Origin of the sequence: Pseudocolwellia sp. AS88 (assembly GCF_030551755.1) — a bacterium.
Lineage (GTDB): Bacteria > Pseudomonadota > Gammaproteobacteria > Enterobacterales > Alteromonadaceae > Pseudocolwellia.
The window spans coordinates 64,644-86,394 of the sequence record NZ_JAUPEC010000005.1; the positions used below are offsets into that span (position 1 = coordinate 64,644).

The 21,751-nt window shown below is 35.3% G+C and carries 19 protein-coding genes; 11 read left to right on the forward strand and 8 right to left on the reverse strand.

Features of this window, described 5'->3' with window-relative positions:
- Positions 1–50: 50 nt before the first annotated feature.
- Together Q5N69_RS05255 and miaA are read right to left on the reverse strand one after the other, a co-directional pair.
- Positions 51–905 carry a hypothetical protein gene (locus Q5N69_RS05255; RefSeq protein ID WP_304367811.1) on the reverse strand — a complete coding sequence of 285 codons (855 nt, stop codon included), beginning with the start codon at positions 903–905 and terminating at the stop codon, positions 51–53.
- A 9-nt stretch (positions 906–914) separates the two neighbouring features.
- Positions 915–1,820 carry a tRNA (adenosine(37)-N6)-dimethylallyltransferase MiaA gene (gene miaA / locus Q5N69_RS05260; RefSeq protein WP_304367812.1) on the reverse strand — a complete coding sequence of 302 codons (906 nt, stop codon included), beginning with the start codon at positions 1,818–1,820 and terminating at the stop codon, positions 915–917.
- Positions 1,821–2,006: 186 nt separating this feature from the next.
- On the opposite strand from miaA, the gene mrcB reads away from it, so the two are divergent.
- Positions 2,007–4,337, forward strand: coding sequence for a penicillin-binding protein 1B (mrcB, locus tag Q5N69_RS05265; protein ID WP_304367813.1), 2,331 nt, complete (start codon positions 2,007–2,009; stop codon positions 4,335–4,337).
- Between the two features lie 376 nt (positions 4,338–4,713).
- The gene (locus Q5N69_RS05270) at positions 4,714–5,148 is read left to right on the forward strand and encodes a hypothetical protein (RefSeq protein WP_304367814.1); all 435 of its coding nucleotides are present in this window, start codon (positions 4,714–4,716) and stop codon (positions 5,146–5,148) included.
- 200 nt (positions 5,149–5,348) lie between these two features.
- On the opposite strand, the gene hemL is transcribed toward Q5N69_RS05270, so the two are convergent.
- The 4 genes from hemL to Q5N69_RS05290 form a co-directional block, all read right to left on the reverse strand.
- Positions 5,349–6,632: a glutamate-1-semialdehyde 2,1-aminomutase gene (hemL, locus tag Q5N69_RS05275; RefSeq protein WP_304367815.1), complete on the reverse strand. Its 1,284-nt coding sequence runs from the start codon at positions 6,630–6,632 to the stop codon at positions 5,349–5,351.
- Between the two features lie 29 nt (positions 6,633–6,661).
- Positions 6,662–7,669: an aspartate carbamoyltransferase gene (locus Q5N69_RS05280; RefSeq protein WP_304367816.1), complete on the reverse strand. Its 1,008-nt coding sequence runs from the start codon at positions 7,667–7,669 to the stop codon at positions 6,662–6,664.
- Positions 7,670–7,836: 167 nt separating this feature from the next.
- On the reverse strand, positions 7,837–8,268 hold the full coding sequence (gene hemJ / locus Q5N69_RS05285) for a protoporphyrinogen oxidase HemJ (protein WP_304367817.1): 432 nt from the start codon (positions 8,266–8,268) through the stop codon (positions 7,837–7,839).
- The gene (locus tag Q5N69_RS05290) at positions 8,268–9,971 is read right to left on the reverse strand and encodes a chloride channel protein (RefSeq protein ID WP_304367818.1); all 1,704 of its coding nucleotides are present in this window, start codon (positions 9,969–9,971) and stop codon (positions 8,268–8,270) included. Before Q5N69_RS05290 ends, hemJ begins: the two co-directional genes overlap by 1 nt.
- Positions 9,972–10,219: 248 nt before the next feature.
- Here Q5N69_RS05290 and Q5N69_RS05295 point away from each other — a divergent pair, with 248 nt between their 5' ends.
- From Q5N69_RS05295 to Q5N69_RS05305, 3 genes are all read left to right on the forward strand, one after another.
- Positions 10,220–10,861, forward strand: coding sequence for a DUF6776 family protein (locus Q5N69_RS05295; protein ID WP_304367819.1), 642 nt, complete (start codon positions 10,220–10,222; stop codon positions 10,859–10,861).
- Positions 10,862–10,915: 54 nt separating this feature from the next.
- Complete coding sequence (erpA, locus tag Q5N69_RS05300) at positions 10,916–11,257, forward strand: iron-sulfur cluster insertion protein ErpA (RefSeq protein ID WP_304367820.1); 342 nt, start codon at positions 10,916–10,918, stop codon at positions 11,255–11,257.
- A 332-nt stretch (positions 11,258–11,589) separates the two neighbouring features.
- On the forward strand, positions 11,590–12,987 hold the full coding sequence (locus Q5N69_RS05305; protein ID WP_304367821.1) for a M20/M25/M40 family metallo-hydrolase: 1,398 nt from the start codon (positions 11,590–11,592) through the stop codon (positions 12,985–12,987).
- Between the two features lie 147 nt (positions 12,988–13,134).
- Here Q5N69_RS05305 and Q5N69_RS05310 read toward each other — a convergent pair whose 3' ends face one another.
- On the reverse strand, positions 13,135–14,160 hold the full coding sequence (locus Q5N69_RS05310) for a DUF484 family protein (protein ID WP_304367822.1): 1,026 nt from the start codon (positions 14,158–14,160) through the stop codon (positions 13,135–13,137).
- A gap of 251 nt (positions 14,161–14,411) precedes the next feature.
- On the opposite strand from Q5N69_RS05310, the gene Q5N69_RS05315 reads away from it, so the two are divergent.
- A complete protein-coding gene (locus Q5N69_RS05315; protein ID WP_304367823.1) occupies positions 14,412–15,029 on the forward strand; it encodes a tetratricopeptide repeat protein in 618 nt (205 codons plus the stop codon).
- 64 nt (positions 15,030–15,093) lie between these two features.
- On the opposite strand, the gene Q5N69_RS05320 is transcribed toward Q5N69_RS05315, so the two are convergent.
- Positions 15,094–16,959, reverse strand: a complete 1,866-nt coding sequence (locus tag Q5N69_RS05320) for a DUF885 family protein (protein ID WP_304367824.1) — start codon at positions 16,957–16,959, stop codon at positions 15,094–15,096.
- Positions 16,960–17,127: 168 nt separating this feature from the next.
- Between Q5N69_RS05320 and rnr the strand changes: the two genes are divergently transcribed.
- The 5 genes from rnr to rpsR all read left to right on the forward strand — a co-directional run bounded on the left by rnr (position 17,128) and on the right by rpsR (position 21,745).
- Positions 17,128–19,539 (forward strand): ribonuclease R, encoded by a 2,412-nt coding sequence (rnr, locus tag Q5N69_RS05325; RefSeq protein ID WP_304367825.1) that lies wholly within the window; start codon positions 17,128–17,130, stop codon positions 19,537–19,539.
- Positions 19,540–19,600: 61 nt separating this feature from the next.
- Positions 19,601–20,356 (forward strand): 23S rRNA (guanosine(2251)-2'-O)-methyltransferase RlmB, encoded by a 756-nt coding sequence (rlmB, locus tag Q5N69_RS05330; protein ID WP_304367826.1) that lies wholly within the window; start codon positions 19,601–19,603, stop codon positions 20,354–20,356.
- A 405-nt stretch (positions 20,357–20,761) separates the two neighbouring features.
- Positions 20,762–21,181, forward strand: a complete 420-nt coding sequence (gene rpsF / locus Q5N69_RS05335) for a 30S ribosomal protein S6 (protein WP_304367827.1) — start codon at positions 20,762–20,764, stop codon at positions 21,179–21,181.
- A 6-nt stretch (positions 21,182–21,187) separates the two neighbouring features.
- Positions 21,188–21,508: a primosomal replication protein N gene (priB, locus tag Q5N69_RS05340; RefSeq protein ID WP_304367828.1), complete on the forward strand. Its 321-nt coding sequence runs from the start codon at positions 21,188–21,190 to the stop codon at positions 21,506–21,508.
- Positions 21,509–21,517: 9 nt separating this feature from the next.
- Complete coding sequence (gene rpsR, locus Q5N69_RS05345; protein WP_076417170.1) at positions 21,518–21,745, forward strand: 30S ribosomal protein S18; 228 nt, start codon at positions 21,518–21,520, stop codon at positions 21,743–21,745.
- Positions 21,746–21,751 lie beyond the last annotated feature (6 nt).

Consider the following 21,751-nt stretch of genomic DNA (forward strand, 5'->3'; position numbering starts at 1 on the left):
GTTGAGATTACTTGTTATTAAGTCTTAATTAATACAATTAAGGCACTAATCTAGTGAATAGGTGAGCTTAGTTCTAAACCTTCACTCATATAAATGTCGTCGTATTTTACGCCGCCATTGCCATAAGGTTTGTTTTTAGGGCCCGTATTACAAATCGCCATAAAGTGCGTAAGTGCTTGTTCACGCTTCATTCTGAAGTTGGCATTAGTAAATACTTTTTGCTGTGTTTTGAATTCCCCACCTTTTACATATAAATCGTAACTTTGGCCGCCATCTTTAAGTGGTGAGTTGTTGATAACGTACCATATTTCATACCATTGCCCTTCCTGTAAAGGTGCCGCTTTATTACCTGTTTCAGGGTTTACTATCGACTTATATTTTTTATGTGCGCCACTTAATACCATTAATGAACCATCGTTTTTTGATCCGTCAGACTCTTTTTTATCTGTAATACGTATCATAGGTTCAAAGGCGTTATAGTTTTCTGTTTTGATTTTTTCAGGTGTTAAGTTACTTAAACCAAAAGAGTGATTATTAGGAAAGTATTCAACGTTAACGCGGGTATAAAAAGTATAGGTTTCGCCAACGTCAACTTCCTTAGGTAAAGGTAAAAAGCTAATAGCCTTACGGTTACCTACTACTCCCTCTGCTGCGGGTTTTCTTAGTAAGTATTTATTGTTTTTATCTAATTCGCTTTCAATAATCGTAACTTGTGGATTTTTGATAAAGGGTTTTGTTTCGTTTTGAACATCAGCATTTACCCAGTTATTGATCGATGTTGTCGATTCAAAATTATCTACTAATAACCAATGTTCACCTTGATGGGCAAATACATTAGAAGTAAAAAAAACTGCTAATAGTAAGCTAATCTTTGTTGTCGAATTTATACGTATTTTAGAGATCATAACTAGTTCCTAATGAGTTGATGCTATATGTTTCATCACTTGTTCTAAAGTTGGTTTAGTACCGTCTAACCAATGTATTTTGGTGCCGTTTTTTTCTAAACGTCTTAACCATGTGGCTTGTTTTTTAGAGAATAAATGAATTGCACTATTGAGCTTTTGGAACATATCGTTTTTTGTTAACTGACCTTGTAAATATTGCGCGACAAATCGATATTCTAAGCCATAGAAATTAAGGGTTTCCCACGATACTCCTTGCTGATGTAGTTGTTCTACTTCTTCAATTAAACCTTGCTCTAAACGTTCTTTTAAACGTGCGGTAATTCTTTGTTTAACTATTTCTCTTTGCCAATTAATCGCGGTAATAAAAGGTGTTAGTTTAGGGAAGTAAGCGATATTTTCTGGTGTGTTTTTTTCACCTTCAGCAATTTCTATTGCTCGAATTAAACGTTGTGTATCAATAAGATCAGTAGTGTTATGTAAATTAGGCTTTAGTTGTTTTAATCGTTCAACAAGCATTTCATGATTTTGCTCTGCTAATTCGGCTCGTAGTTCAGGGTTCTCAGGAACTTCAACTAAGCGATAACCTTTAATAATTGAATCAACATACAAAGCTGAGCCACCCGCTAATATGGGTAACTTATTGCGAGAGGTAATATCTTCGAAAGCTGCAATAAAATCACGCTGAAAATCAAAGATATTATATTCATAACCCGGTTCAACAATATCGATTAAATGATAAGGGATTTCTTGATATTCATCGAGATCTTTACCGCTGCCAATATCTAAGCCTTTGTACACTTGTCTGGAGTCGGCTGACAGCACTTCGCCATTTAGAGAGCGTGCTAGATCGACAGCAAGTTTTGTTTTACCTGAAGCTGTAGAGCCAAGAATAACGAGTAAGTTAAATGCTGACATGGTTTTTCCTAATACCAAACGTATTTGATTGGTATGAACATAATAAGTATCGCTATTATACCGATTGGCTTGATGAATTCATCTGTTGAAAAGTGTTTAAAGTTGCAAATCTGCACATTCATATGGTTTGGGTATATAATGCTGGGATAATCACCCTTCAAAATATTCATCTAATTCAAGTTATTTATGCCGACAAAAAAAGATAAAAAAGAAACTACTAAAAAAACTTCAGCACCTGAAGTAAAAAACTCTCCTTCAAAATCTAAACGTATTTTTATTTGGTGTGCAAAAACTGCAGCTAAGCTTTTCTTTATTCTCGTATTAGTTTTATTTCTTTACAGTATTTATTTAGATGGAAAGGTAAGGAATAAATTTGAAGGCCAACGTTGGGAAGTGCCAATTCAAGTTTTCTCAAAAGCTGAAGCTTTTAAACTCGAAGATCCTATTAATCTTAAAGTTTTAGCGGCTTCATTAAAGTTTGCAGGCTATTCGCGAGTAAGCAATGTAAGACAACCTGGTGAATATGCGATGTCAGCATCGCGAATTGTGGTTTATCGTCGAGCTTTTAGTTTTTCTAATGAAATGCAAGTGGCTAATAAAATTCAAATTGATGTTGTTAATGGCAATATTAGTAAATTATTTGTCGATAACCACGGCGTTAATTTAGTGCGTTTAGAGCCTATCTTGATGGACCGTATTTTACCTGCAAGTAAAGAAGATCGGGTATTAACGCCGATAGGTAATGTACCTGTATTATTGTTAGATACTCTGTTGGTGGTGGAAGATCGTAACTTTTACTTTCATAAAGGTGTATCTCCATTAGGCATTGCAAGAGCGCTTTACAGTAATATTTTAGCAGGCAGAACGGTACAAGGTGGCAGTACGCTAACACAGCAATTAGTTAAAAATATGTTTTTAACGCGAGATAAAACCTTATGGCGTAAGGCTAACGAAGCCATAATGTCGTTGATACTGGAATACCGTTACAGTAAAGACCAATTACTTGAAGCTTATATTAATGAAGTTTATTTAGGGCAAAATTATGCCAACGCTATTCATGGTTTTGGTTTAGCTGCTGAATTCTATTTTAATCAAAACATTGACCAATTAACGGTTGAACAAACAGCAATGCTTGTCGGTATTGTAAAAGGCCCAAGTTATTACGATCCTTGGTTAAAACCTGAGAATGCCAAATCTAGACGTGATTTGGTATTAAAGTTGATGTTTGAAAAAGAATTAGTAAGCAAAGTTGATTTTGTTAAAGCTATCGAATCGCCCCTTACAGTAAGAGAAGAGCGCCGACTTTCTCGTCAAAAATTCCCAAGTTATATGCAATTAGTTAAACAAGAACTTGCTGAGTTAATGAGTAAATATGATCAGCAATCAGGCATTTCTGTATTTACTGGTTTTTCTCATTACAGCCAAGAACTTTTAGAAGATACTGTTGAAGAACGTTTACCCAAACTTGATGCAAAAAATGAATTGCAGGCTGCTATGGTGGTGAGTGATATTCAGTCGGGTGAGATCAAAGCAATTGTGGGGGGCAAAAAAAGTGGTTACGCCGGTTTTAACCGGGCAATAAATGCTAACAGACCTATAGGATCCTTAGTTAAGCCAGCCATATATTTGGCTGCTTTGGAACGTTATGAAAATTATTCTTTAGCAACGGTTTTAGAAGATAAGTCGATAACACTAACTTCAGATAACGGTAGTAAATGGAGCCCTAAAAATTATGATGGTGAGTATCGCGGACAAGTTAACTTAATTGATGCTTTAGTACAGTCGTTAAATATTCCTACTGTTAATTTAGGCATGAAAATAGGTTTAACAAACGTTGCGGATATTTTTCATGTATTAGGATTTGATAAAGATATTACGGTTCGCCCTTCGATTCTCTTAGGGTCTATTAATATGTCGCCAGTAGAAGTTAACCAGTTTTATTTAGCCATAGCATCCGGTGGTTATCGTAAAGAAGGTCATGCTATTACTCGTGTTATTTCTTCTCAGGGAGAGACACTTTGGCAGTTTAAAAGGGTAGATACGCAGCTATTTTCTTCTCAAGCATCTTACTTGTTAGATTATGCTTTATCAAAAGTTTCTAAAGAAGGTACGGCAAGATCATTAACGTGGCGATTGCCTAATAAAGAAATATTAGGGAAAACAGGTACAACGAACGACCAAAGAGATAGTTGGTTTGTTGGTTTCGATAATAAGCACTTAGTTACATCTTGGGTTGGGCGAGATGACAATAAACCTACTACACTTACGGGTAGTAGTGGGGCTTTGGTACTTTTTGCTGATTACATGAATAAACAAGGTGTAACGAATAAGCAATTAAATCCTCCAGAAAACATTGATTTTGTTACTTTTGAGAAAAGTACAGGTAATGCAGTTTCTGATAATTGCAATGAAACTATCACTTTGCCGGTCAATAATAATTACCTACAAACATTAGAGGCTTGTTCTTATGGTACATCTAAACCTGATTCGTGGTTTGATAAGCTTTTTGGGAACTAGTTTTTGATAGGTATAACGTTATAAGGTTATGTGTTTATATAATATTATGTTTTAAGTTATATATCTGGTGTCTATTTGTGCCTTAGTTTAACTTTTTGTATTTAAATGTTTTTATTTTTTATTTTGATTTTTTGTTTATTTTTTATAGTAGCCTTTGATTGTCAAGTTTTATAAATTGCACTTTACAAGTTGTGAAATAAAATGGTATTCCTTGTTAATGTGATGTAAAGGTTTAGCAGTATTTTACATATAAAAATGTAATCAATCTGATATAAATTCAGGTCAAAAATTTAAAATACTTAAACCTTTCTCGTTACATTCTAGATGTTCTCAATCTTAGTTTGATGTTTGTTGAAAAATCACAACAGAGGTATGTATGAAATATCGTTTAGATTTTGTTACCTTCAATATTCTGCCTAATAATATTATTGAAACGATTATTGATGAAGGTGTGACGCTGACTTTAGAAATGAGTGAAGAGGTTCGAAAAACATTAGCTCCAGTAAAGGCTAATGGTTTCGCTTGCTTATTTAATAATATTAATAATTACACATTATCGTTTGAAACTAAGTTTAATATGATTTCAGAAGATAATCTTATTGCATTAGCCTTTGTTTATTATACGGAAGAATCAAGGTTAGAAGCTGAGAAGTTGGTGGAATTACGTAAAGTTGATAATTGGAATGTAAAAATGTTTTCGGGGTTAGAAATGGGTTGGCAAGAAGCTCATGACTGGTTAAATAGTGAAGTAAACCGTTATCAAAATAATGAAGTTATGACTCCCAGGCAACCTCAAACAATAACTTCGTAATTTAAAAGAATAGAATATCTTCTCTCCCTTCTATTTTGAGTTTTTCCTTTTTAATTTCTAACCCTTTTCTCAATGAAAGCCCTTACATCTTCTTGTATAAAAAAGGTAGATACATTTTATATATCTACCCTTACGTTTATTTAAGCGAATCTGTTCATAGCTACTTTGTTAAATATTGAGTTTAACAAATTTCAGATTGCTTAAAGTTGAGCAAAACATTTGTCAGCAGCAACCAACGTTTTATCAATAATCTCATCTGTATGAGCTGTTGATAAAAAGCCTGTTTCGAAGGCTGAAGGCGCTAAATACACTCCTTCTTCTAACATTAAATGAAAGAATTTCTGGAATTTCTCACCGTCACAGGCTGTTGCTTGTGCAAAGGTTGTAATGGTTTCTTTTGAATCAGTGAAGAAAAAACCAAACATACCACCTACGTAATTAATGCTTAATGCTATGCCATGTTTTTCTGCAGCAGCTTTTAAGCCTAAAGATAACTTTTCAGTTCCTTTAGCGAGCTGTTGATGTTTGTCACCTTTTGATAACTCATTTAATGACGCTAAACCTGCAGCCATTGCTATCGGATTACCAGATAAAGTACCGGCTTGATAAACAGGACCAACAGGTGCGATATAATCCATGATTTCAGCTTTACCACCAAAAGCTCCAACAGGCATACCACCGCCAATAACTTTACCTAATGTGGTTAAGTCAGGAACTATGTTGTAATGAGCTTGAGCGCCGCCAAGAGCTACGCGGAAGCCTGTCATTACTTCATCAAAAATTAAGACACTTTTGTTTTGATCACAAACTTCTCTTAAGCCTTCAAGGAATCCCGCTACAGGAGGAATACAGTTCATGTTACCTGCAACAGGCTCCACAATAATACAGGCTATTTCGTCTTTATATTCTTCGAAAATAGCTTTTACTTCTTCAATATTATTAAAGCTTACTGTTAATGTATGTTTAGCAAAATCAGCAGGTATACCAGGAGAGTTTGGAACTCCCATCGTTAATGCACCTGAACCGGCTTTAACAAGTAATGAGTCAGCATGACCATGATAACAACCTTCAAATTTTAAGATTTTATCTCGACCGGTATAACCTCTAGCTAGGCGAATAGCACTCATGGTGGCTTCTGTACCTGAACTTACCATACGTAGCTTTTCCATAGATGGAACAAGCTCTTTAACTTTTTCAGCCATGGTGATTTCAATTTCGGTAGGTGCGCCAAAACTTAAACCATTTTTCGCTGTAGTAATCACCGCATCTAAGATAGCAGGGTGGTTATGACCTAAAATCATAGGCCCCCATGAGCCAACGTAATCTATGTAAGCTTTATCATCAGCATCATAAATATAAGCACCTTCAGCACGTTTTATAAAACGAGGAGTTCCGCCTACGCCATTAAAAGCACGTACAGGAGAGTTAACGCCGCCAGGGATGGTGTTTTGCGCATTTTCAAATAGTTGTTCAGATTTATTCATGTTGTCGTTCCAGTATTTAGTCGTGCTAATTATTTGTTTGTATGCCAAGTTACCGGCTGTTCATATTGGGTAAGCTTACTTTCAACATTTAAGGTAAGAGCAAATAAGGCCATACGCACAAGTACGCCATTTTGTGCTTGTCTAAAAATAGCTAAGTTATCTAGTTCATTTAAATCATCATCTAATTCATTCGCATCAGGGCGAGAATCTCTAGGTAACGGATGCATAATTACGGTGTTCTCTTTGCAGTATTGGCGGTAAACATCTTTATTTAAACTAAAGTGACCACGATACAAATCCGCTTCATCTTTACTAGCAAAGCGCTCTTGTTGAATACGTGTTTGATAAATCACATCACAAGCAAGATTACCTTCAATTTTATCTGTTTGTATAATTTCATGGCCCGCATTGGTTAATGTAGATATAACACTGTCAGGCATTTTCAACGCATCTGGCGAAATCATAGTAACTTTTACATTTTTGTATAAGCTTAATAACTTAGATAATGAGTGCACTGTTCTACCGTGTTTTAAATCACCCATTAGCGTAATGTTTAAATTATCTAAACCTTTATTAAAAGGCGTCATTTCAGACTTTATTGTAAACAAATCAAGTAATGCTTGAGTAGGGTGTTCGTTTGCACCATCACCACCATTTATTACAGGTACGCTACTGCCTTTAGCAAACTCTTCTACCGAATGCATTTGCGGATGACGCATAGCAATAACATCTGAGTAGCCACTAATCACTCTAGCGGTGTCAAATAATGACTCACCTTTACTTAATGATGAGTTTTCTTGGCCTACTGTTTCTCTAACAAAACCACCAAGTAGATTGAATGCAGCCCCAAAGCTAACACGAGTACGTGTGCTAGGCTCAAAAAATAAATTATTTAAAATTGCACCATCGAGCACGGTACAACGTTTTTGTCTCATCGCATAAGGTGCCATAAGAGAAGATACTTCTAAAATACGAGAAATGGAATCGCGGTCAAATTGCGATACAGAAAGTATATGACTTCCTTCAAATTTCATCATGTTTATATACCTAAATGTGGATGGTTTTGTAATGATAGTAGAAGGTTGATAATCCCACTACCATGCAGTTTTTTGTTTCATTAATAGCGGGCAGAAATATAGCATAAATAGCGATTTAATATCATTAATAATGGTGTAAGTCTGCACTGTTTATTGTCGGTTGGCAGCTAAAATGGCTTCACATAAACAAGAATAATAATGGCAAATAAGGCTAATACAGGTAATTCATTAAATAAACGGTAGAAGCGTCCTGATCTAGTATTGGCATCATTTTGAAATGTTTTCACTATTTTAGAACAGTACAAATGGTAAATAACCACTAAAACAACTAAAGATAGTTTTGCATGTAACCAACCTGATGAAGCAAACCAATCTAAACCATATTGAGAAATTATGGCAATACCAAAACCGATAGTTAACAAGGCAAATGGGGTTATAAATCGAATTAATCTTTTCTCCATACCTTTTAAATGTTCACTGACTTCTTTAGATTGTGTTTCAGCGTGATTAACAAATAGTCGAGGTAAATAAAATATACCTGCAAACCATGCCACCATAAAACCAACGTGAAAGGCTTTTAACCATAAAATTGTTGTCATTAATTTATATTTCCTTCAAGTAAAAAACGTCTAACCTGCGCAAAAGTTATGATGCCAAGCACATCATCCATATTGTCACCATAAATATAAACCGCGCCTTTACGTTTTTTCTCTAATAGCGAATAAACTTCCATTAAGGTTGCTTGTGCGTGCAGCGGCAGTAGTAATTGATGATAGAGTTCAGCGTTATCATTAGTTTCATTTTCAGTGTTTTCGTGAATTTGATATTGCACAGAATAATAAACACTGCTTTTTGATTCTTCGTTATCGACTTTATCGATGAGAAAGTAGTTATCTTTACATTGGCTTAAAAACTCTTGTTTTTCTTGCTCTGATAATTGAGTTGTTACCTCAAAGTTTTCATTCATCACACCCAGTACGCCGACACGTTGTAATGATTTTTCTAAAGGTGGTTTGCGGTAAATTAAGTTCTGTATTTCAAGTTGCATCACAAAAAGTGACCTATTACCAAAGAACTGACCAGAAACAATGCACGATGTACCTATAATAATCATTGCTGGAACAATAACTTCCAACTGATTCGATAATTCTACAACGGTAATTAATGCTGCTAATGGCGCATTCAAAGTTGCCGCCATCATGCCGGCCATTCCCATGAGCGCAAAATCACTAGTTAGAGATGTTTCTGGATAGTAAGACTGAATGAATACTGCAGCGCAACTACCTGCAATTGCGCCTATACCCAACACAGGGCCAATTGCTCCACCTGGAATACCAAGGCCTAAAGCACTGATCGTCATAATGAGTTTTGCAATTAATAGACCCATTAAAAAGAAAAGAGAAGGGTTGTCACTAATGGAAAAGTCAATCGCCCCAAAATTAGTCCCTAAAGCTTGTGGTACTACAAAACTGAGTGAAGAAGTGATTAAAGCTGCCAACATCAATCGACTAACAATATGATATTTTTCTGAGCTTTTAATCGTTGCCACTAAGTATTTGTTAAAACCAAAAGAAAGTATTCCAATGCCAATAGCAAATAATATAAGTACAGGATAATGCTCAAGTTCTAAAACGATCGTCTTAAAATATTCAAACTCATGGGCTGGACCTAAAGCACTTGTTGTGATCATTGAACCTACAAGTGAAGCCATCATAATAGGAATAAAAATATGCACTTTATATTCGCGTAAGATTACCTCCATTACAAAGATAACTGCAGCAACAGGAGTATTAAAGCTCGCTGAAATAGCAGCAGCAACACCACAGGCTGATAAGGTGCGAATACTATTATGGGGTAGCTTTAACAAACTTCCTAAGTAGCCACTAAAAGCGGCGCCGAGATGAATCGCGGGACCTTCTCGTCCTACAGAAAAACCAGAAGCTAATGCTATGGCACTACCAATAAATTGATGGATGGTATTACGCAAAGGAATAACACCATGAGCAACTTTTAAACGGTGTAAAACAAAAGGAATACCTGTTCTTAAATATTTGTATCCTGTTATCCAAGATACCAATAAAATAACTATTGCGCCGAATATAGGAAGAAGAAAACGACTTAGCTCATTTATACTGTTATAGTTGTCTTTCTCGCTTAAATATAATTCTTGTAGAGCGGTTGTTGCCATTGTAAAACCTACAATAAGCATAGCCGACAAAGCGCCACCTATACTTGCCAACAAACACAATTGCCAAGAAGTAATAGGAAGCGATAAGCGTTTTTTTAATGAAAATAAAATCATTATAAATAGACCATAAAACGATCGTTGTTATTCATATAATTATGATGATTAAACCTTATGTAAAATATAGGTTTTAATAACGTATAATGTGAAGAATAGTTTTTTAAAATATACAATATATTAATACTTTTTATATGAATTGGTTAGCGAAAATAAATCTCAATGCTGTGGTAAATAAAATAGGTGTTTTTCGTTCATCTATCTTATTGGTTATGCTTATTATTACGTGTATCTTCGTTGGTTATAGAATGGGTAACTATTTTCATGCCCACCAAGAACAGGCTTTATCTTATCATAAAAAAAGATTAGAGCTTTTGTATAAGCAAGAAGCCGATCAAATAAAAAGAATTAATACCTTAGAAGTTGAACTAGAACTTGAAAAAATGGCTAATCAAAAGTCATTAACTTTATTAAAAGAAGTTGAGAACGAACATTACCAACTAAAAAAAGAACTCGCCTTTTATGAAAAAATTATGGCGCCTGAAAAAGAAGCTGATGGCGTAGTACTTGATAACTTTATTGTTTCTAAAACAGAAACAAAAAATAGATATATATTCAGAACTTTTTTAGTACATCAACTTATCCAAAAACGTTACGCTAAAGGTTATATCGATATAAAAGTATCAGGTAGTTTGAATGGCAAAACTACCGTTTTAGGGCTCGCTGATGTATCTGAACTTACTAAAAAAGAGCTTTCATTTAGCTTTAAGTTTTTTCAAGTAGTTGAAGGCGCTTTTGTTTTACCTGAAGGTTTTTCACCTGAAAAAATTAACGTTATTGTAACTTTGCCTAAAGGGCGATGGCAAAAATACCATCGTTTAGAAGAAAGCTTTAAATGGAATATTAAATCAGGCCGTTTAACAAAATCGATTCCTGTAATACTTGACTAAAACAGTCAAGTTTACGATAATCCCACCCAGTTTCAATGTAACAAGTAGAGAGTTATGTCTAACCCAGAATTACCTATCAAATTTTCAGACGCTGCAGCAACTAAAGTACTTTCTTTAATTTCTGAAGAAGAAAATCCAGAACTTAAATTACGTGTTTATGTAACAGGTGGTGGATGCTCAGGTTTTCAATACGGATTTACCTTTGATGAAAAGGTAAATGAAGGGGATATGACTATAGAGAAAAAAGGTGTAACTATGGTAGTTGACCCTATGAGTATTCAATATTTAGTTGACGGAGAAGTTGATTATGTTGAAGGCTTAGAAGGAAGTCGCTTTTTAGTTAACAACCCTAATGCAACGACAACATGTGGTTGTGGCTCTTCTTTTTCTATCTAAGTTTCTCACTGTTCCAATATCATTTTCAGTTTAGTTATACTTCTAGATTTAACGAACTATGTAACTAAGCTGAAAATAAATTCTTCCTTTCCATTTTGTTATATTCCTCTATTATATAATCATTACCAATCAAGGTATCTACTGCAGAGCTCTTTAGTTCTTGCGTAGAAAGGATTTTTATTCCGATGAGTTTAATGTCCCACATCTTGAATGGAAACCAATATAAATGTAGCTGTTACGCTCAACTTTCTGTTGATTAGTTGATTAAAACTATACGCATGTCACATTAATTTTATGAATTTAATATCCACAACACACTTATAGGATCTTCAATGTTTAATAACTTGTTTAAAATAGGGATGTTTTCACTTGCTTTAGTGAGTGGTATGTCGAATGCCGACGTACTTAGCACAATAGAAGAAAAGCAATTGATGGCTTTAAAAGAAACGGCACTATCGTCTAACTTATCTTACGACTTGATTGAATCGTTAACTACTGAAGTTGGCCATCGTTTAGTTGGTTCAGAAGGCGACAAGAAATCAATCGCTTGGGCTGTAGACAAAATGAAAGCCCTTGGATTTGATAAAGTATGGACTGAAGACTTAACTGCAACCTACTGGCATCGTGGTGAGGTTGAAGCGAAAGTTATAGCTCCTTACCCACATGAGGTTGTTGCTATTGCTTTAGGTGGTAGTGTTGGTACCGGTAAAGAGGGAGTTAAAGCAAACCTTGCTCATTTCAAAACATTTCAAGATCTAGAAGCGGTTGAAGATAACAGTTTAAACGGAAAAATAGTTTTCATATCTAACCGTATGGAGCGCCATATTGATGGTAAAGGTTATGGTCCTGCTGTTGCAGCCAGAGTTCATGGAGCGGCTGTTGCAGGTAAAAAAGGTGCCTCAGCAATTATCATTCGTTCAATAGGTACAGACGACAATCGTTTAGCTCATACAGGGTCAGTTCGTTATCCTGAAGGTAGCGTAAAAGTTGCTGCTGCAAGTATTTCAAACCCTGATGCTGATATGTTATTAAATCAGTTAAAGCGTTCTGAAGAAGTGGAATTCTTTTTAAAGTTAACTTCTCATAGTGATCCTAAAGTTGTGGCAAATACAGCTAACGTTATTGGTGAATTAACGGGTAGTGAATTTCCAAACGAATACGTAACACTTGGAGCTCACCTTGACAGTTGGGATGTAGGAACAGGCGCTGTTGATGATGGTATTGGTGTAGGAATGATGATGGCAACAGTTCATCATATTGCTCAATTACCCGTAAAACCTAAACGTACAATTCGTGTTATTTTATTTGCAGCTGAAGAAATTGGTTTAGTTGGCGCAAAAGCATATGTTGAAAAACGTAAAGGCGATATGAAAGGTCATGTTATTGGTGCTGAATGGGACTTTGGTGTAGGCCCAATTTACGAAATGAAAACAGGTGTAGGTAAAAAATCATTGCCAGCGTTACGTGAGCTTGGTGAATATTTAGAGCCTTTAGGTGTAACAGTAAGTAAAACTAATACAGCTCAAGCGCAATCTGATATGAGCTTAATGAGTAAAGCGGGTATGCCTAGCGTAAACTTTGCACCTGATGGTAGTTTGTACTTTGATTATCATCACACCCAAAATGATACATTAGATAAGGTAGATGCTAAGGCGTTAAAACATAATACTGCGGTATATACTATGTTTGCTTATTTTGCTGCTCAGTCTGGTGTTGATTTTAGTAAATAACCAGTATTTAGATTACACAATCTGAATTAGAGTTCGACATCACGATAACTTTATAATTAGCCTAGTAGTAATGCTGATGTAAAGTTATCGTTTATTCTTTCAACCCCATCAATAACGGTTCTGCTTAAAAATTCAATTTTAGTTTTTTTAAGATGTTTGATCTTCAAACTCGGTCATTTTTTTACTTAGATATAATTGCTGATCTGCCTTTTTTAATAACTCTTGCATAGTTAACGTGCCATCACTTACCGCCGATCCACAACTAATGGTTATTGGTAGGCTTTTGTCTTCGTATTGCATTGGATTATCGATAAAATATTTACACAACCTTTTTGCTGCAACTAATGATTCATCATAAGTTTGACTTGCTAATGTAACGACAAACTCATCTCCAGCATAACGGAAGCAGCGATCATTTTCTCTGATCAGCTTTTTAAGTGTTTGTGCTACGTATACTAAGACTTGGTCCCCACAATCATGTCCGTAAGTATCATTTATCTTTTTAAAACGATTACAATCAATAAAAAGCACAGCAAATAAAACGCCGTATCTTTTTTGGCGAATAAGCTCTTCACTAATCGAAGCTTCCATTAATCTACGGTTTGCGACACCTGTTAATCTATCGTAATTTGCTATGTATTCTAGCTGTTCACGTGCTAGCACGTTTGATAAACATAAACTCACTTTTACAGCGAGCTGCTCTAAATGGAAGGTACCCAAATTAGGTGTGAAACGTGTTTTATCGGCATCGGTAAATAATAAACTTCCAAATAGTTTATTTTCTAGAATGAGTGGGGTTAAAGCAAAAGACTGTCCACCTTCTAATAATTTAGCAGGTATACTTTTTAATAGCGTATCAACATTGTCGGTTAGAAAAGGGCTGTTGTTGAGGTGAAATTCTTTAAGTTTTTGATAACTAATCGCTGTTGTATTTTGTTGATACCAGTAAGATTGAATGCTTTCATTTATTAAAAACGAAATAGGAGTAGGGTCAACTAACAATAAACGGATATTGGTTAAGTTAAATTTATCTTTAATAGAGTTTAATAAGCGTTGGAGTAATTCGTCACTGGAATTAGACGTTAATACTTCGGTTTCAATCTCAAATAACTTTTTTGATATGACTTCATTTGCTTTAGCTTTTTCAATTAATTGCTCTAATTCAGACATCACAACTCTTTTTCTTATTATTCTTTTAAGTATTGTTATATGAAGCTTGTTATTGTGCAAGTACCTAGCTGCAATTATATGGTACTAAAATTGCTGTGTTTTATGAGTGTTTAATTGTCAAAAATCAGACACAGTGGTTAATGTTTTTAATTTATGGCCGATAAATAGTTACTGATGTGATTATTTGATTGTTTTAGTTGATAGCAAATACATCACATTTTTTAGTTTTATACTTTTTATTCAATAGGTTTTATATGAAGCTTTCTTACTTTTCCATTTTCTTAAGTTTATTTATTTCATTTCAATCGTCTGCTGAAGCATTAACGGTTGTACAAATTTATACTGACAATGAGTTGCTTGATCTAATTAAAGAAAATAAACATTTAGGCCAAGTTGTGCTTGATGAGTGTCAATTAGTACAAGATATTGAAGCACGTGCCACTAAGTCTCAAATGCCGTCTTATCAATTTTTATGGGGTGATATGTTGGCTTATGGTGTTTGTGTAAAAAAAGACGTTGAATTAGGGCTTTACTATATGAAGGAAGCTGCTGATCAAGGTTTAGCGGAAGGGCTTGAGCAATTAGGACGTTATTATCATGTAGGTAAGTTTGTTCAGGTTGATATGGATAAAGCTATTCGTTATTTAAAAGAAGCAGCAACATTAAAAAACTTAAAGGCACAAATTAGATTGGCTGAAATATACGACAAAGGTTTTGGCAGCCCACTTGACTATCCCGCATTGTATTCTCAATTACATCGTGCTGTAACAGAAGACAAAAAAGTACATAAGCAAATTTCTACTCTACTACTTAAGCTTGCCGACAAAATGCCTGAGCGCGTTGTTAATGCGGCAAAAGTTACCGAATATTAGTATTTAGAATATTGTTTGAAAAAAAAACCGTGATTAGCTCACGGTTTTTTATTCTGAGGTATTATTACGCTTTATTGCTTTCTATATAACTATCAACAAGTTCAGATAGAACATTCAAAGGTACAGGGCCATTTTTCAATACGATATCGTGAAACTCTTTAATATCGAACTTATCCCCAAGTAACTTTCTAGACTTTTCTCGTAACTCAATTATTTTCATCATACCAATTTTATAAGCTGTTGCTTGTGATGGCATTACAATATGTCGTTCTACCATTTTAACTGCATCAGACTTAGCATTAGGTGTATTGGTTACATAGTATTCAATACCTTGTTCACGAGTCCATTTTTTAGTGTGAATACCTGTATCTACAACTAATCTACAAGCTCGCCATAACTCCATAGCTAAACGTCCAAAGTCTGAATAAGGGTCTTGATATAAGCCTATTTCTTTTGGGAGCATTTCAGAATAAAGTCCCCAACCTTCAGTGTATGCAGTATAACCACCAAACTTCCTAAATTTAGGTAAGTCTGTCAATTCTTGCTTTATGGCTATTTGCATATGATGACCAGGTATACCTTCATGATAAGCTAATGCCGCCATTTGATAGCTTGGCATTGCTGCCATATCGTATAGGTTTGCATAGTAAATACCAGGGCGTGAGCCATCAGGAGCTGGTTGTTGATAAAATGCTTTACCTGCTGACTTTTCACGGAAGCTTTCAACCGCTTTAACTTTCAATTTAGCTTTAGGTTTTGTTAAAAATAAACTATCTAATCGACCTTCCATATCATCAATAAGCGCAACTGCTTCGTTCAAATATTGTGTTCTTCCTGCTTCACTCTGCGCATAGTAGAATTGTTTGTCATTTCGCATAAAGTCAAAAAATTGATTCAAGTCGTCTTTAAAATCAACTTTTTTCATAATCAGACGCATCTCATTATGAATACGTTCAACTTCACTTAATCCTATATTATGAATCTCATTAGACGTTAACTCTGTTGTGGTTGTGCGTTGTAAAGCATTATTGAAATAAGCATCACCATCAGGGAATTTCCAAACACCATCTCGGGTATCCGCTTTCTTTTGTAGCTCAGCAACATATGAAATAAGTTTTTCATACGCTGGCTTTAAATCAGTAATTAATGCTGTGTTAAGCTCAGAAATTAAAGTAGACTTTTCAGCATCTGATAAATCTAATTTTTCTATTTTTCCAGTAAAGTCTTCTAATAAAGTACTATTTTTCCCATGACTCTCTGTAAAAGGCGCGCCAACTAATATGTTGTTTGAATCACGAATTACATGATTAAAAACAAATTTTGGTGCAATAATACCTTTGGCTTCTCTCGTTTTTAATTGCTCAACTACTTGTGCCATGAGTTTTTTCGTTCGATGAACACGACTGATATAATCTTTAGCTTCTTTTACATTGCTGATCGTGTGCTGATTAATTAAAAAAGAAGGCACCTGCGCATGTAAACCTCGCATTTGGTTTACAGGATAAGAATGAAATCGCCATTTATTATCATCAATTGTATTTTCTAATTTTTGAACAAGTAAACGGTGACTAAGTTTCGTTTGAGTATCTAATAAACTCGTGTCTATTGCTTTTACTTTTAATAAATCAGCTTTTGAAAATGCGAGTTCTTTTAATGTGTTTTCTTCAGAAATATCATTCCACTTATCATAATCTGTTTTAATGCCAAGATAGGTTTGCATCATTGGACTACGATTAACACCTTCTGTAAAAATAGTATCAAATAACTCATTGGCTTTTTTAGAAGCTAAGGCTATTTGTTCGCTATTCTTTTTAGATTCACTATTGATTTCTTTTGAATCAATGTTTTGATGTGTAGCAGTATTTTCTGCACAAGCAGAAAGTAAAGCGGTAGATATTGCGATAACGAGTAGAGATCGTTTAAGTTTCATATTCTTCCTTGGATGTAGGCTATATTTGCGTTATATAGCCAATATGCATTAATAAGAACTAAACATTATAGTGGTGATTTAATTGAAGGCAAAACTTAATTAAGTTCATTAATTCGCATAATGAAAGCAATAGCGTATAATAAAGAAAAATATTATTGAAACTACGCTGTGACCATAAAAGACCCTTTTTCAAAACGAGAAGCCGAAAAATACGAGCAACCTGTTGCTAGCCGAGAGCTAATTCTGTCTGTTATTCAAGATGCTCCAATTCCCCCTACCTTTAACGCACTACTCAAAACTTTTAAATACACCGAAGAAAATAATAAAGTAGGCTTAAAGCGTCGTTTACGAGCGATGGAAACTAGCGGGCAAATAATATTTAACAAATTTAAACAATACGCAATAGCACCTAAAAATAGTGTGTTAACGGGTAGAGTGACAGGCCATCGAGATGGATTTGGTTTCTTTATTCCTGATGTAGCACCAGGAGAGAAACCAGGTAAAGATTTATACATCTCAGCTCATGAAATGAAGCGTGTTATTCATGGTGATATTGTAGAAGCTATTTTAGTTGATAGAACAGATCGTAAGGGCAGAAAAGAGGTTCGCATTTTAGATGTGATCCAACCTAGAAAGAGCGGTGTTGTTGGTCGAATTTTCGTAGAGAAGCACATTGTTTACATGAAACCAGACGATGCACGAATTAAAATCGATATTTTAATTCAGCCTGATGATCGTATGGGGGCAAGACACGGACAAGTGGTTGTTGTGGAAGTAACACAGCGCCCATCTAAAAGAGCGAATGCTGTAGGTAAAGTTGTTGAAGTGCTAGGCGAGCATATGGCTCCCGGTATGGAAATTGAAATAGCTTTAAGAGAGCATGATTTACCTCATGAGTTTTCTACAGAAGTTATGGAAGAAGTTAGTGTACTTTCAGACGAAGTAGAAGAAGCGCCTAAAGCCTGTAGAAAAGACTTAAGAGATTTACCACTAGTTACTATAGACGGTGAAGATGCTCGAGATTTCGATGATGCGGTTTATTGTAAACCTAACGAAAATGGTGGCTGGACATTATGGGTTGCTATTGCTGATGTTAGTTATTATGTTCGTGATAAAACAGCGTTAGATGAAGAAGCAATATCAAGAGGAAACTCTGTTTACTTTCCAAGCCAAGTTATTCCAATGCTGCCTGAGAAGCTTTCTAATGGTTTATGTTCATTAAACCCAAATGTAGATCGTTTGTGTATGGTATGTGAAATGTCGATTGATGCTCAAGGTGAGCTAGTTGATTCTACATTTTACTCAGCTGTAATGCGTTCTCATGCTCGTTTTACTTATACAAAAGTGGCAGCCATTCTTGAAGGCGATGAAGCACTTAAAGCTGAATATGCTGCATTAGTACCTGATTTAGAAAACCTAAACAGTATGTATCAAGCATTAAATGATTCACGCTTAAAACGTGGTGCTATTGCGTTTGAAACAGAAGAATCTAAGTTCATTTTTAATGACGATAAGAAAATTGCTTCTATCGAATCGCTTGTACGTAACGATGCACATAAAATCATTGAAGAATGTATGATTTTAGCGAACGTTTCTACCGCTAAATTTATTGAAAAACACAAGGCTCATGGTTTATTCAGAGTACATGAAAAACCAAGTGGCGATAAATATAATAATTTCGTTACCTATATTCGAGAATTAGGTATTGAAACTCCAGCAAAAGAAGAACCTACACCTGCTGATTACGGACAAATATTAAAACGTATTGCTGACCGACCTGATCAAGAGCTGATTCAAACCATGTTGCTAAGATCGATGAAGCAAGCGGTTTATCAAAGTGATAATTTAGGTCATTTTGGTTTAGCTCTTGAATCATATAGTCACTTTACTTCACCAATTCGTCGTTATCCTGATCTTGTTGTACATCGTGTTATTAAAGCTATTTTAGAGAAGCAGGCAGATAAGAAATTAACTGGCGCAAATGACGGTGAATATACTTATACCTCGGAGCAAGTGATTGAACTTGGCGAACATTGCTCTATGACAGAGCGCAGAGCAGATGATGCGACAAGGGATGTATCTGATTGGCTTAAATGTGAGTTTATGCAAGACCACATTGGCGACAGTTTTAATGGTGTTATTTCAACCGTTACTAACTTTGGTTTATTTGTTAGGCTTGCGAACTTAGGCATTGAAGGTTTAATTCATATTAACTCATTAGGCCGTGATTATTATCGATTTGATGAAGTCAGGTTGTGCCTAACAGGTGAAAATACTGGAACAAAATATAAAGTTGGCGATGCTATCGAAGTTAAGGTTGCAGCGGTTAACTTAGACGAGAAAAAAATAGACCTAATGATTGATGGCGTAGTGGTTGATGAAAAAGATCAACGACGTTCACGCTCTCCACGTAAAGGTATGAAGAAAAATAGTGCGAGTGATAAAGGTGTAAAAAAAGGAGCTAAAAAATCTAAAGGAACTCCGGCTACAGTATCAAGCGATACAAAAAAAACGAAAGCTAAAAAGAAAAGAGTTAAGAAGCCACGCCCAGGTAAAAACGCACGTTCAAAAGCTAAATAATTAATACTGTTAATTAAATAGCCAATACAAATTTGAAATATAAATTAGATAAGTAATAAACATGGCAAAGCAAGACGAAGTAGTATTTGGTATTCACGCAATTAATTCAATGCTTAAAAGAGCTCCTGAGTTATTCGTAGAGTTATGGTTTTTAAAAGGTCGTGAAGACGAACGTTTAAAACCTATTATTAATTTAGCAAGAAAATACGGTATTCCAACGCAATTAGTTAACCGTAAAGTACTTGATGAGAAAAGTGAAGGCGAGCAACACCAAGGTGTATTAGCCCGAGTAAAAGCAGGTAAGATATACACAGAATCTGATTTAGACGACATAGTTGCAGCGGCCAATAAAAAAGAAGAATTACCTTTTTTCTTAATACTTGACGGCGTAACAGATCCTCATAATCTAGGTGCTTGTTTACGTAATGCTGACGCTGCTGGTGTACACGCTATTATTGTACCTAAAGATAATGCCGCACGTATTACTGCCACAGTGAGAAAGGTTGCTGTTGGCGCTGCTGACACTGTTCCTTTGGTGCAAGTAACTAATTTATCTAGAACCATGAAACAGCTACAAGATTTAGGTGTTTGGATAGTTGGAACTGCGGGTGAAACTGATATCAACTTATACGATGTTAAGTTTGAAGGTGCTATGGCTCTTGTTATGGGAGCTGAAGGTAAAGGAATGCGTCGCTTAACTCGTGAAAATTGTGATCAAATAGTTAAATTACCAATGGCAGGAAGTGTTTCAAGCTTAAATGTTTCAGTTGCGACGGGTATATGTTTATTTGAAATTGTTAGACAAAGACTAGGTTAACGTTGATGATTAACTCAGACAAGAGTTAACAAGTTTTTGTCTTTTATGGTTATTGAATTTAATAACATAATAATAAGCGCTTTATAGCGCTTTTTTATTTTTATAATATGACCCTCCTAAATAAAATATCATTACTTAAACCCTCTAGAGTTTTGGTTTTTAGTTGTTGATTTTACTTGTAAAAATTAATGTTTATTATAGCCGCTGACACAAATAGATGTTGTGTTTGAAGCACCTTTTCCCCACTCATTTTATATAACACGTTATCTTGATAACAATTACTTGCCTTTATTGCTTAAATTCCCTACACTACGCGTCCTTAAATCAGCCGTAAATTTTTGTTCCTTGTCTCAATACTGGTGTTGGCTGATCCAGGTAAGAGGCTACAACCGTAGGGAGCTCGTAATGCGTCATTACGAAATCGTATTTATGGTTCACCCTGATCAGAGTGAACAAGTACCTGGAATGATCCAGCGTTATACTGACTTGATCAATGCTGCTGAAGGCAAAATCCACCGTCTAGAAGACTGGGGTCGTCGTCAATTAGCATACCCAATCAATAAATTGCATAAAGCACACTATGTTTTAATTAACATTGAAGCGCCTCAATCAGTTATTGATGAATTAGAAACTTCTTTCCGTTATAACGATGTTGTTATTCGTAACATGATCATGCGTACTAAAGGTGCAGTAACTGAAGCATCAGCTATGGCTGTAGCTAAAGAAGATCGCCGTGAAGTTAAGAAAGATGTTGCTGAAGAAGCGCCTGCTCAAGCAGAAACTGCTGAGAAAGCTACTACTGAAGAAGCTGCTGGCGAAGAATAAGTAACAGTGACAGTCTCTTTATCAGAGAATTGCCTTGTGTTGGTGGGTACAGTTGTTAAACGACCTAAAACATCAACAAGCCCCGCAGGTATTCAACATTGTCAGTTTTCAATGGATCATCATTCTATTCAAAACGAAGCAGGTATGAACAGACAAGCGTTTGTTCGAATACAAGTAGTCGCAACAGGTGATATGTCGCAACACTTAACTCGTGATTTAACTGAGGGCAGTAATATTAAAGTGACCGGTTTTATAAATCGCCACGAATCAAGAAATGGTAATCCACTTCTTGTATTACATGCTCAACAGATTGAAATGATTAATTAGGAGAAATCCATGTCTCGTTTTTTTAGACGTCGTAAGTTCTGCCGTTTTACTGCAGAAGGTGCTGTTTCTATCGATTATAAAGATATTGCAACACTAAAAAACTATATCACTGAAAGTGGTAAAATCGTTCCTAGCCGTATTACTGGTACAGCTGCTAAATATCAACGTCAACTTGGTCGTGCGATCAAGCGTGCTCGTTATTTAGCATTATTACCATATACAGATTTACATAAGTAACCTAAT

Excerpts from the sequence above, each read along its gene's own strand:
- Q5N69_RS05255 (WP_304367811.1), bottom strand. The coding sequence starts at position 905 with ATGATCTCTAAAATACGTATAAATTCGACAACAAAGATTAGCTTACTA.
- miaA (WP_304367812.1), bottom strand. The coding sequence starts at position 1,820 with ATGTCAGCATTTAACTTACTCGTTATTCTTGGCTCTACAGCTTCAGGT.
- mrcB (WP_304367813.1), top strand. The coding sequence starts at position 2,007 with ATGCCGACAAAAAAAGATAAAAAAGAAACTACTAAAAAAACTTCAGCA.
- Q5N69_RS05270 (WP_304367814.1), top strand. The coding sequence starts at position 4,714 with ATGAAATATCGTTTAGATTTTGTTACCTTCAATATTCTGCCTAATAAT.
- hemL (WP_304367815.1), bottom strand. The coding sequence starts at position 6,632 with ATGAATAAATCTGAACAACTATTTGAAAATGCGCAAAACACCATCCCT.
- Q5N69_RS05280 (WP_304367816.1), bottom strand. The coding sequence starts at position 7,669 with ATGATGAAATTTGAAGGAAGTCATATACTTTCTGTATCGCAATTTGAC.
- hemJ (WP_304367817.1), bottom strand. The coding sequence starts at position 8,268 with ATGACAACAATTTTATGGTTAAAAGCCTTTCACGTTGGTTTTATGGTG.
- Q5N69_RS05290 (WP_304367818.1), bottom strand. The coding sequence starts at position 9,971 with ATGATTTTATTTTCATTAAAAAAACGCTTATCGCTTCCTATTACTTCT.
- Q5N69_RS05295 (WP_304367819.1), top strand. The coding sequence starts at position 10,220 with ATGGGTAACTATTTTCATGCCCACCAAGAACAGGCTTTATCTTATCAT.
- erpA (WP_304367820.1), top strand. The coding sequence starts at position 10,916 with ATGTCTAACCCAGAATTACCTATCAAATTTTCAGACGCTGCAGCAACT.
- Q5N69_RS05305 (WP_304367821.1), top strand. The coding sequence starts at position 11,590 with ATGTTTAATAACTTGTTTAAAATAGGGATGTTTTCACTTGCTTTAGTG.
- Q5N69_RS05315 (WP_304367823.1), top strand. The coding sequence starts at position 14,412 with ATGAAGCTTTCTTACTTTTCCATTTTCTTAAGTTTATTTATTTCATTT.
- Q5N69_RS05320 (WP_304367824.1), bottom strand. The coding sequence starts at position 16,959 with ATGAAACTTAAACGATCTCTACTCGTTATCGCAATATCTACCGCTTTA.
- rlmB (WP_304367826.1), top strand. The coding sequence starts at position 19,601 with ATGGCAAAGCAAGACGAAGTAGTATTTGGTATTCACGCAATTAATTCA.
- rpsF (WP_304367827.1), top strand. The coding sequence starts at position 20,762 with ATGCGTCATTACGAAATCGTATTTATGGTTCACCCTGATCAGAGTGAA.
- rpsR (WP_076417170.1), top strand. The coding sequence starts at position 21,518 with ATGTCTCGTTTTTTTAGACGTCGTAAGTTCTGCCGTTTTACTGCAGAA.